Below are 11368 nucleotides of genomic sequence, written 5' to 3'. Positions count from 1 at the left end.
CGCAGCCCCTGCAGCCCGGGGCTTGGGTAGAACCCTCAGTGAAACCCAAGGACAAACCCTGAGCCACACTGCGGTCAAAGGACCATCCGCACCGGCGGCCCTTCCGCCGCGCGCCAGCCTCTGAAACTGGCGCGGACGGGGCGAGGGCCCCCGTGGAACTGGCTTTGCCAGGCCACCGGGTGCGCCCTCCTCCCGCGCAGCGAGAGCGGGGTCAAGGCGCGCAGCGACTCAGGGCGTGTTTTCTAGCAACCCGCCATGGACTGCAGCGCGCGGGGGTGGGGAAGGTTCAGCACGTTGCCGGTGCCGTGGATCAGGCCCAGCTCGCGCAGGTGGCGCAGCACGCGCGAGAAGGTCTCGGGCGCAATGCCCAGCTGCGCGGCGATCAGGCGCTTGCGCTGGTGCAGCGTGACCTGCATCGCCCCGCTGTGGTCCTGCTCGGCATGCTTGAGCAGCCATTGCGCGCAGCGCGATTCGGCATCCTGCGCCAGGCGGCTCACGGCCAGCTCGGACTGCTGCCGGTAGCCCTGCGCCATGTCCAGCAGCAGGCCGCGCGCTCCCGCAGGCATTTCGGCCAGGCTGCGGTGAAATTCATCGATGGGCAGGCGGCGCACCTGCAGGCGCGTGTCGGCCACCATGTCCACCGGCAACGGCAGGCCCATCAGCGCCGACGCGGCGTCCAGCCAGAACGGCCCGTCCACGGCTCCCAGCTGGTGGCGCAGGTAGCCATCGTCCAGCACGCCGCGCAGCACGCGGCCGCTTTCCAGGTGCAGCACGGACGTCAGCACCTCGTTGCGCTTGCGCAGCACTTCACCGGCGGCAATGACCTCGATTTCGGCGGGCAGGGAGAAATAGATAGAGGGCAGCATGGGACGGACTGTGCCGTGCCGGCGCCCGCCGGGCATTGAGCAAGATCAAACCGGAACCTCGCCGCCGGCCCCGCCGCGCAGGGGCCTTGCGCCAGCACACGGGCGGCGGCGCACTACCCGGCCCCGGGGGCGCGGCGCCGGCGGCCGGCAGAAACGTGACAGCTTGTAACCACATTGTCACAGCCCGCCGCTATCGTGGGCACCTTGCCCAGAGACCACCCATCCCACGCAATGCAGAACACTCCCTGGAGCCGGCTGGAGGCGATGCTGGCGCTGCTGTCGCCGGCCGCGCGCCATGGCACGGGCCCTCTGGCGGGGCTCATGCGCGAGGGGGGCCTGCACTGCGTTTTCCAGCCGCTGGCCGACCTGCGCGAAGGCAGCATCTATGCCCATGAGGCCCTGATCCGTGGACCTCGCGGCACGCCCTGGCACACCCCCGACGCACTGCTGGAGATGGCCCGGCGCGAGCGCATCCTGCAGGACTTCGAGCTGCTGTGCGTGTTCACCGCCCTCCAGCAATGGGGTGCGCAGGAGGCCCCCGGCCGCCTGTTCGTGAACATCAGCGCCGACGCGCTGGTGCACGGCGTGGCACTGGTCGGCGCCCAGAAACTGGGCGAGACGGTGCGCAGCTTCGGCGCGAGCGCGCGCATGCTGGTGCTGGAGATCACCGAGCATGAGCGCGTGTCCGACATGCCCCTGCTGCGCCAGGCCATCAAGGCCGTGCACGCCTGCGGCGCGCGCATGGCGCTGGACGACTTCGGCGACGGCCGCTCCAGCCTGCGGCTGTGGTCCGAGGTGAAGCCCGACTTCGTGAAGATCGACAAGTATTTCATCCGCGAGATCAGCGACCACCCCGAGAACCTGCAGATGCTGCAGGCCATCAAGGGCATCGCCGACGTGTTCGGCACCACGCTGATCGCCGAGGGCATCGAGACACGCGACGACCTGCGCGCGCTGCGCGACCTGGACATCCCCTACGGCCAGGGCTGGCTGCTGGGCCGCCCGGCCCGTACACCCCGCGAGACGGTGGACGGCCCCGCGCTGGAAGTGATGCAGGACCGCCGCGTGGCCGTGCTGCCCCACCTGGGGCAGACGGCGCGCCCGGGCATCCTGCGCAGCGTGCTGGTGGTGCAGGCACCCACCGCCGCGCCCGCCACCAGCAATGACGCGGTGGCGGCGATGTTCCACGAACGCACCGACCTGCATGCGCTGGCCGTGGTGGACGGCACGCGCCCCGTGGCGCTCATCAACCGCCAGCAGTTCATGAACCACTACGCCACGCTGTACTTCCGCGAAGTGCATGGCCGCAAGCCGTGCCTGGCCTTCGCCAACCAGGCCCCGCGCGTGGTGGAACTGGACTGCGACGTGGACCAGCTCGTGGGCATCCTCACCTCGCAGGACCAGCGCTACCTGAGCGACGGCTACATCGTGACCGACAACGGCCGCTACCTGGGCCTGGGCACGGGCGACCAGCTGGTGCGCGCCGTGACCGAGACGCGCATCGAGGCGGCGCGGCACGCCAACCCGCTGACCTTCCTGCCCGGCAACATCCCCATCAGCCTGCACATGCAGCGCCTGCTGGACCACCACACCGAGTTCGTGGCCTGCTATGCGGACCTGAACAACTTCAAGCCCTTCAACGACCACTACGGCTACTGGCGCGGCGACCAGATGATCCGCCTGGTGGCGCGCCTGGCCACGGCGCACTGCGACGCGCGGCGCGACTTCGTGGGCCATGTGGGCGGGGACGACTTCATGCTCGTGTTCCAGAGCAGCAACTGGCTGCAGCGCTGCAAGAACATCGTGGACGAATTCGCGCGCGAGGCGCTCACGCTGTTCGACGACGCTGCGCGGCAGGCCGGCGGCATCGACGCCGAGGACCGCCACGGCGTGCAGCGGTTCTTTCCGTGCACCACGCTGGCCATCGGCGCGGTGCGCATCACCCCCGGACGCTTCCGCCATGCCGAGGAAGTGGCCAATCTGGCCGCGGTGGCCAAACACGAGGCCAAGCAGGCGGCCACGGGGGTGGTGCTGCATGGCGGCTTCACCGAATCGAGCCTGGGCGCACTGGCCGCCACCCGCGCGCTGCAAGACGCGCTGGCGGCGTAGGGCGCCCAAAAATCACGCACCCCGGCGGGTGCCTGCATGGAACGGGTCCGGCCGGACCCCGGGTGGCCGTCCCCCGGGGTGAAGCGCGCAGCGGCTCAGGGAGTGCCCACCGCCGCTCCGGCCTCGAACCAGCGCTTGACCAGCGCCCGCTCGGCATCGGTCATGCCCGTGGCGTTGTTCATGGGCATGAGTTTTTGCACCACCACCTGCTGGTAGACGGCCTGCGCATGCTGCTTGACGCTGTCGGGCGCATCCAGCCGCAGGTTCTTCATCTGCACCTGCTCGCCATGGCACATGTAGCAGCGCTGGGCCAGCACGGGCTGCAGGGATGCATAGTCATTTTGACCTCCAGCGCTTTGCCCACCTGCGCCAGCAGCTCCTGAAACAGGAGCAGATCCCGCCACCGGCGCGGCAGGGGCCGCCACCGGCGCGGGGCGCATCCAGGCGATCACGCCCACGATGACCACCACCCCCACCAGCGCATACGGCAGCGGGTTGCCGTTGCGGCCCAGCTTGTGGCCGTGGCGCATCACGAAGAACTGGCGGATGGCGGCGCCCGCGAACATCATGAGGATGAGCACCAGCCAGTTCTGCGGGTGGCTCCAGGTGAAGCTGTAGTGGTTGCTCAGCATGGCGAACAGCACGGGCAGCGTGAAGTACGTGTTGTGCACGCTGCGCTGCTTGCCGCGCTTGCCGTGGATGGGGTCCACGGGCTCGCCGGCCTTGATCTGCGCGATCACCGTGCGCTGGCCGGGGATGATCCAGAAGAACACGTTGGCGCTCATGGCCGTGGCGATCATCGCGCCCACCAGCAGGAAGGCCGCGCGGCCCGCGAACCAGTGGCAGGCCAGCCAGGAGGCGATGCACACCAGCACGAGCACCAGCGCCCCCACGATGGCGTCGCCGTTCTTCTTTTGCCCGAAGAGGCGGCAGATCGCGTCGTACAGCAGCCAGAACACCACAAAGAACGCCAGCGCCACCACGATGGCCGTGGCGGGGGCCCAGTCCATGCGCGACTTGTCGATGAGGTAGGTGCTGGCGCTGTAGAGATACGACACCGTGAACAGCGCGAACCCGCTGATCCAGGTGCTGTAGCTCTCCCAGAAGAACCAGTGCAGGTGGCCGGGCAGCTTCGGGGGCGACACGGCGAACTTGACCGGGTGGTAGAACCCGCCGCCGTGCACGGCCCAGAGCTCGCCGCTCACGCCCTGCTTCTTCAGGTCCTCGTCCTCGGGCGGCGTGAGGCTGCTGTCCAGGAAGACAAAATAGAACGAGGAGCCGATCCAGGCGATGGCGGTGATGACGTGGACCCAGCGCAGCAGCAGGTTGGCCCAGTCGAGAAAGTAGCTTTCCATGGAAGTCTCTCAACTTTGGCGGCGCGAAGGCGCCGCCTTTGTGCAACCTGCTCACCACTGCGGGCGCTCTGAGCAGAAGAAGGGGGTCGCGCACCTTGGCAGAGATTCTGCCGGGGCACCGCTGCGACCCATGAAATACCGAATCAGGACAGTGAAAAGTGTATGCAGAAATTGTTCTCGATTCCAGCCCCCTCGAAGGCACGCGGGAGCGGAGTTACCCTCAGAACCCGTTCGCGCCCCCACCGCCCAGGGTCTGCAGGAGCTGCGCGGCCACGGCCACGGCGATGACCTCCGGCTCCTTGCCGTCGATGCCCCGGATGCCGATGGGGCAGGTGACCTGCGCCAGTTCCTCCTGCGCGAACCCGCGCCCATGCAGGCGGTTTGCGAACGTCGCCCACTTGGTCTTGCTGCCGATGAGCCCGATGAACGGCAGGTCGCGCCGCTCGCGCTGGCGGCGCAGGCAGGCGGCCACCACGTCCAGGTCCTCGGCATGGCTGAAGCTCATGATCAGCACGCGGGTGCCAGAGGCCAGGTCCGGCACCGCCAGCTGCACCGGGTCGGAGTGTTCGCAGGCCACGCCGTCCGGCGCCGGCTGCGGAAAGATCCCGTCGCGGCTGTCGATCCAGGTCAGCGCGAACGGCAGCGGCGCCAGCACCCGGGCCAGCGCGTGGCCCACATGCCCGCCGCCGAATAGCGCCACCGGATGCCGGCGCGGCGACAGGCGCGCGCGCAGGCGGTCGGCCAGGGCCTGGTCGGCGGGTGCGGACAGCGTCTCGAATTCGAGGTGCACCACGCCCCCGCAGCACTGCCCCAGCGCCGGGCCCAGCGCATAGCGCATGCGGGCCGGGCCGGGCACGCCCCCCAGGCGCCGGCGGGCCTCGGCAATGGCCTGGTGCTCCAGGTGGCCGCCGCCGATGGTGCCCACTATCCGCTCGGCGAACACGGCCATCCAGGCCCCGGCTTCACGCGGCACCGAGCCTTCGGTAGACTCCACCCTTACCAGACAGGCGGGCGCGGCCGCAAGGCCGTCCAGCAGTAAAAGCACATCAGTCAATCCAGATCCTTCGCGCCATCGGGGTCCCAGGGTCCCCGTTCCGTTCCAGCCCACACCAGCCATCATGCCGTCCCCAGCCCCCGAGCGCACCCCCAGTACCCGCAGCCACTGGCTGCTCGCCGGGCTCATGGCCGCCATCGCAGCGCTGGTGGCGGCATGCAAGTCGGCTCCCGAACCTGCGCCGCCCGCGCAGGACAGCCGTGCGCCCAGCACCGATGCCTCCAGCGGCGTCAAGGGCCCCGTGCCCGCAAGCGCCGGTTCGGCCCGCGCCTCGGCGGCGACCACCCCCCGGGCGTACCGGCAGGACGCCGCCACCCACCTCTACGGCCTGAACGCGCAGCGCGTGTTCAAGGGCAAGCTGCCCCCCATGCTGTATGCGATCGGCGTGCTGGAGGTGGATATCGACCGCGCTGGCAAGGTGACGCGCCTGCGGTGGATGCGTGCCCCGCGCCATGCCCCCGAGGTGGTCGCGGAAATCGAGCGCACCGTGCGCGCAGCGGCGCCCTTCCCGGTGCCCGCGCGCCTGGGCAAGGTCACCTACACCGACACCTGGCTGTGGGACAAGAGCGGGCATTTCCAGCTCGATACCTTGACCGAAGGGCAGCTGTAGGCACATCCCCGTGCGCGCGGGCCCTGGCTGGGCCCCGCCCCTCACGACCCGCGATAGGTCGAATAGCTCCACGGGCTCACCAGCAGCGGCACGTGGTAGTGCTGGTCGGCGTGCGCGATGCCGAAATCCAGGCTCACCAGGTTCAGGAAATTGGGTTCGGGCAGCTGCACGCCGCGCGCCTTGAAGTAGCCCGCCACATTGAAGCTGAGCCGGTAGGTGCCAGCGCGCAGGGTCGCATTGTCGAACAGCGGCGCATCGGTGCGGCCGTCATGGTTCAACACCAGGCGCTTGATGAGGGTGGCGTTGTCGCCGTCGGTGGAATACAGGGCGATCTCCATGCCGGCCGCGGGGCAGCCATTCATGGTGTCCAGAACGTGGGTGCTCAATCCCATAGGGAATCTCCTGAAGTGGGGACCACGGCCGATCGGCGAGGATTGCCAGATCGCAGCGTGTAGACCAAAAGTGTATACACTTTTCGCCATCCAACGTATCATGCAACCATGGAATCTTCATCCACCAGTGCCATTGTCGACGCGTTGACCCGCGCCATCGTCGAGCACCGCCTGCAGCCGGGCACCAAGCTGGCCGAGCAGAAACTGGCCGACCATTTCGGCGTGTCGCGCACGCTGGTGCGCCAGGCGCTGTTCCAGCTCGCGCAGAACCGCCTCGTCACGCTGGAGCCCGCGCGCGGAGCGTTCGTGTCCACCCCCTCGGTCGAAGAGGCCCGCCAGGTGTTCGCCGTGCGACGCATGCTCGAGACCGAGATGACGCGGGCCTTCGTGCAGACCGTGACGCCCGCCAAGATCAAGGCCCTGCGCGCCCACGTCGCCAGCGAGAAGGCCGCCATGGGCACGGCCGATGCCAGCAGCCGCACCGAGCTGCTGGGCGACTTCCATGTGCGCATGGCCGAGCTCATGGGCAACGAGGTGCTGGCGCAGATGCTGGGCGACCTGATCTCTCGCTGCGCCCTCATCACGCTGATGTACCAGTCGGCCAGCGCCGCCGAACACTCCCACGAGGAGCATGGCGACATCGTGGCCGCGCTCGCCGCGCGCGACGAGGCCCTGGCCGTCTCCCTCATGCAGGCCCACCTGGAGCACGTGGAAGCCAGCCTGACCTTCGACCGCAAGCGCCCGGCCAGCGACCTGGCCGCCGCGCTCAGCACGTGACATCCCAGCGCGTGACAGACCCCTTGAATCCTTCATGCCCATGATCTACGACTCCACCCAGCCCTACCCCCGCGACCTCATCGGCTACGGCAAGACCCCGCCCCATGCGCAATGGCCGGGCGGTGCGCGCATCGCCGTGCAGTTCGTGCTCAACTACGAAGAAGGCGGCGAGAACGCCGTGCTGCACGGCGACGCGGGCAGCGAGCAGTTCCTGTCCGAAATGTTCAACCCCGCGAGCTACCCCGAGCGGCACATGAGCATGGAAGGCATCTACGAATACGGTTCGCGCGCCGGCGTGTGGCGCATCCTGCGCGAGTTCGAAAAGCGCAAGCTGCCGCTCACCGTGTTCGGCGTGTCGAGCGCACTGCAGCGCCACCCCGAGCTGACCCAGGCGTTCGTGCAGCTGGGCCACGAGATCGCCTGCCACGGCCTCAAGTGGATCCACTACCAGCATGTGCCCGAAGAGGTCGAGCGCGCCCACATGGTCGAGGCCATGGAGATCATTGAGCGCATGACGGGCCACCGGGCCCTGGGGTGGTACACCGGCCGCGACAGTCCCAATACCCGCCGCCTCGTGGCCGACTTCGGCGGCTTCGAATACGACAGCGACTACTACGGCGACGACCTGCCGTTCTGGATGGACGTGAAAAAGAGCGATGGCACCACCGCGCCCCAGCTCATCGTGCCCTACACGCTCGACTGCAACGACATGCGCTTCGCGCTGCCGCAGGGCTACTCGCACGCCGACCCGTTCTTCCAGTACATGAAGGACACGTTCGACGCGCTGTACGCCGAAGGCGACCCGGCCGGCGACAACGCGCCCAAGATGATGAGCATCGGCATGCACTGCCGCCTGCTGGGCCGGCCCGGCCGCATCACCGCGCTGCAGCGTTTCCTGGACCACATCGAGCGGCACGGCGACGTGTGGGTGTGCCGCCGTATCGACATCGCGCGCCACTGGAAGCAGGCGCACCCCTACCCTTCACAGAAAGCAGGCTGACCATGGCCCTGACACTGGAACAACTCAACGCCGCCAGCAGCGCCGAGGCCCTGCAGCTGCTCGATGGCCTGTACGAGCACTCGCCCTGGATCGCCGAGCAGGCGCTGGCGCAGCGGCCCTTCCGCTCGCAGGCCCACCTGCAGCACGCGCTGGCCCAGGTGGTGCGCACGGCGGGCCAGGACGCGCAGCTGGCACTGATCCGCGCCCACCCGGAACTGGCGGGCAAAGCGATGGTGGCCAAGAACCTCACGGCCGAGTCCACCAACGAGCAGAGCAAGGCGGGCCTCACCCAGTGCACACCCGAGGAGTTCGCGCGCATCCAGGCGCTCAACGCCGCCTACAACGAGCGCTTCGGCTTCCCGTTCATCCTGGCGGTGCGCGGGCCGCGCGGCACGGGCCTGCCCAAGCAGGAGATCATCGACACCTTTGCGCGGCGCCTGGACAACCATCCCGAGTTCGAACTGGCCGAGGCCCTGCGCAACATCCACCGCATCGCCGAGATCCGCCTGAACGACAAGTTCGCCGCCGAGCCCGTGCTGGGCAACGACGTGTGGGACTGGCAGGAAAAGCTGGCCGAACACTCCGACCCCGGCTTCGCTGAAAAGGGCCAGCTCACCGTCACGTATCTGACCGACGCGCACCGCGCCTGCGCCCAGCGCATCAGCCACTGGATGCGCGACTGCGGCTTCGACGAAGTGGAGATCGACGCCGTGGGCAACGTGGTGGGGCGCTACCACCCGGCCACGGAAGGGGCCCGCTACCTCATCACCGGGTCGCACTACGACACGGTGCGCAACGGCGGCAAGTACGACGGCCGCCTGGGCATCTTCGTGCCCATGGCCTGCGTGCGTGAGCTGCACCGCGCCGGCCGGCGGCTGCCCTTCGGCATCGAGGTGGTGGGCTTTGCCGAAGAGGAAGGGCAGCGCTACAAGGCCACCTTCCTCGGCTCGGGCGCGCTCATCGGCGACTTCAACCCCGCCTGGCTCGACCAGAAGGACGTGGACGGCGTGACCATGCGCGCGGCCATGCAGCATGCGGGCATGTGCATCGACGACATCCCCAAGCTCCAGCGCGACCCCGCGCAATACCTGGGTTTCATTGAAGTGCACATCGAGCAGGGCCCCGTGCTCAACGAGCTGGACCTGCCCCTGGGCGTGGTCACCTCCATCAACGGCAGCGTGCGGTTTCTGTGCGAAATGATCGGCACCGCCAGCCACGCCGGCACCACCCCCATGGACCGCCGCCGCGACGCCGCCGTGGCCGTGGCGGAACTCGCGCTGTACGTGGAGCAGCGCGCCGCGCAGGACGGCGACTCGGTGGGCACCATCGGCCAGCTGCAGGTGCCCGCGGGCTCCATCAACGTGGTGCCCGGCCGCTGCCAATTCAGCCTGGACCTGCGCGCGCCCACCGACGCCCAGCGCGACGCGCTGGTGAACGACGTGAGGGAGCAGCTCGCCAGGATCGCCGCCCGGCGCGGCCTGCGCTACACGCTGGAAGAATCCATGCGCGCCGCCGCCGCGCCCAGCGCGCCCGCCTGGCAGCACCACTGGGAGCGCGCCGTGGACACGCTGGGCGTGCCCGTGTTCCGCATGCCCAGCGGGGCGGGACACGATGCGATGAAGCTGCACGAAATCATGCCCCAGGCCATGCTCTTCGTGCGCGGACTGAACTCGGGCATCAGCCACAACCCGCTCGAATCCACCACCAACAACGACATGCAGCTGGCCGTGGACGCCTTCACCCAGGTCCTGCGCCAACTTGCCGAGGAACAACAACCATGACGACAAACACCCCCACCGCCTACGCCGCTCTCGACGCCTGGATCGACCAGCACTTCGACGAGGAAGTGCGCTTTCTGCAGGCCCTGGTGCGCGTGCCCACCGACACCCCGCCCGGCAACAACGCACCCCACGCCGAGCGCACGGCCGAATTGCTCAAGGACTTCGGCTACGAGGCCGAGAAGCACGCCGTGCCGGCCGCCGACGTGTTGGCCTACGGCATGGAATCCATCACCAACCTCATCGTGCGCAGACCGTACGGCAGCGGCGGCAAGACCATTGCCCTGAACGCCCACGGCGACGTGGTGCCCCCCGGCGAAGGCTGGACGCACGACCCCTACGGCGCCGAGATCGTCGACGGCGCCATGTACGGCCGCGCCACCGCCGTGAGCAAGAGCGACTTCGCCAGCTTCACCTTCGCGGTGCGCGCGCTGGAAGCCGCCGCCAAGCCCTCGCGGGGCGCGGTGGAACTGCACTTCACCTACGACGAGGAATTCGGTGGTGAACTCGGCCCCGGCTGGCTGCTGCAAAAGGGGCTCACCAAGCCCGACCTGATGATCGCCGCCGGCTTCAGCTACGAAGTGGTCACCGCCCACAATGGCTGCCTGCAGATGGAAGTGACCGTGCACGGCAAGATGGCCCACGCGGCCGTGCCCCACACCGGCGTGGACGCGCTGCAGGGCGCGGTGCACATCCTGAACGCACTGTATGCGCAGAACGACGAGTACAAGAAGGTCACGTCCAAGGTGGCGGGCATCAAGCACCCGTACCTGAACGTGGGCCGCATCGAGGGCGGCACCAACACCAACGTCGTGCCCGGCAAGGTGATGTTCAAGCTCGACCGCCGCATGATCCCCGAAGAGAACCCGGTGGAGGTCGAAGCCGCCATCCGCCGCGTGATCGAGCAGGCCGCGGGCGAGCGCGCGGGCATCAGCGTGGACATCAAGCGCCTGCTGCTGGCCAACGCCATGACCCCGCTGGCCGGCAACCAGCCGCTGGTGGACGCCATCCAGAAGCATGCGCAGGCCGTGATCGGTGAGCCCGTGCCCGCGGTGGGCACCCCGCTGTACACCGATGTGCGCCTGTATGTGGAGCGCGGCATCCCGGGCGTGATCTACGGCGCCGGCCCGCGCACCGTGCTCGAATCGCACGCCAAGCGCGCCGACGAGCGCCTGCAGCTCGAAGACCTGCGCCGCGCCACCAAGGTGATCGCGCGCACGCTGAGCGACCTGCTGGCCTAGGGTCCTGCCCCCAGACAGCGCGGCGCCTCACGGCACAAGCGCTGGCGCCGCTCCAGCCCATTGCGCAGGAAAAGCTTTCGCGATTCGCGCAGATCACCTAGTATGCATTGGCCCATTCACCAGGGCCTGTTCACCCTCTTCTTGGCAGATGCGTTGCGATGCCCAAGGGCCATTCGCGGCGCTGCC

The 11368-nt window shown here is 68.7% G+C and carries 10 protein-coding genes; 6 read left to right on the top strand and 4 right to left on the bottom strand.

Annotated elements, in window-relative coordinates:
• Positions 1–242: 242 nt before the first annotated feature.
• On the bottom strand, positions 243–866 hold the full coding sequence (locus ACAM51_RS20945) for a Crp/Fnr family transcriptional regulator (protein ID WP_369641744.1): 624 nt from the start codon (positions 864–866) through the stop codon (positions 243–245).
• Between the two features lie 231 nt (positions 867–1097).
• Between ACAM51_RS20945 and ACAM51_RS20940 the strand changes: the two genes are divergently transcribed.
• Positions 1098–2975, top strand: a complete 1878-nt coding sequence (locus ACAM51_RS20940) for an EAL domain-containing protein (RefSeq protein WP_369641743.1) — start codon at positions 1098–1100, stop codon at positions 2973–2975.
• A 95-nt stretch (positions 2976–3070) separates the two neighbouring features.
• Here ACAM51_RS20940 and ACAM51_RS20935 read toward each other — a convergent pair whose 3' ends face one another.
• Together ACAM51_RS20935 and xdhC are read right to left on the bottom strand one after the other, a co-directional pair.
• Positions 3071–4330, bottom strand: a complete 1260-nt coding sequence (locus ACAM51_RS20935) for a urate hydroxylase PuuD (protein WP_369641742.1) — start codon at positions 4328–4330, stop codon at positions 3071–3073.
• Positions 4331–4550: 220 nt separating this feature from the next.
• A complete protein-coding gene (gene xdhC, locus ACAM51_RS20930) occupies positions 4551–5384 on the bottom strand; it encodes a xanthine dehydrogenase accessory protein XdhC (protein WP_255594503.1) in 834 nt (277 codons plus the stop codon).
• 127 nt (positions 5385–5511) lie between these two features.
• On the opposite strand from xdhC, the gene ACAM51_RS20925 reads away from it, so the two are divergent.
• Positions 5512–5994, top strand: coding sequence for a hypothetical protein (locus tag ACAM51_RS20925; protein WP_218294410.1), 483 nt, complete (start codon positions 5512–5514; stop codon positions 5992–5994).
• A 41-nt stretch (positions 5995–6035) separates the two neighbouring features.
• Here the strand turns inward: ACAM51_RS20925 and uraH are convergent, their stop codons facing one another.
• Positions 6036–6386: a hydroxyisourate hydrolase gene (gene uraH / locus ACAM51_RS20920; protein WP_218293615.1), complete on the bottom strand. Its 351-nt coding sequence runs from the start codon at positions 6384–6386 to the stop codon at positions 6036–6038.
• A 108-nt stretch (positions 6387–6494) separates the two neighbouring features.
• On the opposite strand from uraH, the gene ACAM51_RS20915 reads away from it, so the two are divergent.
• From ACAM51_RS20915 to ACAM51_RS20900, 4 genes are read left to right on the top strand one after another with little or no spacing between them, the layout of a single operon-like run.
• The gene (locus ACAM51_RS20915) at positions 6495–7163 is read left to right on the top strand and encodes a GntR family transcriptional regulator (protein ID WP_218293614.1); all 669 of its coding nucleotides are present in this window, start codon (positions 6495–6497) and stop codon (positions 7161–7163) included.
• A 40-nt stretch (positions 7164–7203) separates the two neighbouring features.
• Positions 7204–8163: an allantoinase PuuE gene (puuE, locus tag ACAM51_RS20910; protein ID WP_369643864.1), complete on the top strand. Its 960-nt coding sequence runs from the start codon at positions 7204–7206 to the stop codon at positions 8161–8163.
• 2 nt (positions 8164–8165) lie between these two features.
• Positions 8166–9944 (top strand): 2-oxo-4-hydroxy-4-carboxy-5-ureidoimidazoline decarboxylase, encoded by a 1779-nt coding sequence (uraD, locus tag ACAM51_RS20905; RefSeq protein WP_369641741.1) that lies wholly within the window; start codon positions 8166–8168, stop codon positions 9942–9944.
• Positions 9941–11182, top strand: coding sequence for an ArgE/DapE family deacylase (locus ACAM51_RS20900; RefSeq protein WP_369641740.1), 1242 nt, complete (start codon positions 9941–9943; stop codon positions 11180–11182). The genes uraD and ACAM51_RS20900 overlap by 4 nt, the downstream gene beginning before the upstream one ends.
• Positions 11183–11368 lie beyond the last annotated feature (186 nt).

This window comes from Acidovorax sp. A79 (assembly GCF_041154505.1).
GTDB lineage: Bacteria > Pseudomonadota > Gammaproteobacteria > Burkholderiales > Burkholderiaceae_C > Acidovorax.
The sequence above is the reverse complement of the archived record's forward strand: the minus strand, read 5'-3'. Positions and strand labels throughout refer to the sequence as shown.

What these genes read in the sequence shown, in the direction of transcription:
- puuE (WP_369643864.1), top strand. Translation starts at nt 7,204, where the DNA reads ATGATCTACGACTCCACCCAGCCCTACCCCCGCGACCTCATCGGCTAC.
- ACAM51_RS20945 (WP_369641744.1), bottom strand. Translation starts at nt 866, where the DNA reads ATGCTGCCCTCTATCTATTTCTCCCTGCCCGCCGAAATCGAGGTCATT.
- ACAM51_RS20925 (WP_218294410.1), top strand. Translation starts at nt 5,512, where the DNA reads ATGGCCGCCATCGCAGCGCTGGTGGCGGCATGCAAGTCGGCTCCCGAA.
- uraH (WP_218293615.1), bottom strand. Translation starts at nt 6,386, where the DNA reads ATGGGATTGAGCACCCACGTTCTGGACACCATGAATGGCTGCCCCGCG.
- ACAM51_RS20940 (WP_369641743.1), top strand. Translation starts at nt 1,098, where the DNA reads ATGCAGAACACTCCCTGGAGCCGGCTGGAGGCGATGCTGGCGCTGCTG.
- ACAM51_RS20915 (WP_218293614.1), top strand. Translation starts at nt 6,495, where the DNA reads ATGGAATCTTCATCCACCAGTGCCATTGTCGACGCGTTGACCCGCGCC.
- ACAM51_RS20935 (WP_369641742.1), bottom strand. Translation starts at nt 4,330, where the DNA reads ATGGAAAGCTACTTTCTCGACTGGGCCAACCTGCTGCTGCGCTGGGTC.
- uraD (WP_369641741.1), top strand. Translation starts at nt 8,166, where the DNA reads ATGGCCCTGACACTGGAACAACTCAACGCCGCCAGCAGCGCCGAGGCC.
- ACAM51_RS20900 (WP_369641740.1), top strand. Translation starts at nt 9,941, where the DNA reads ATGACGACAAACACCCCCACCGCCTACGCCGCTCTCGACGCCTGGATC.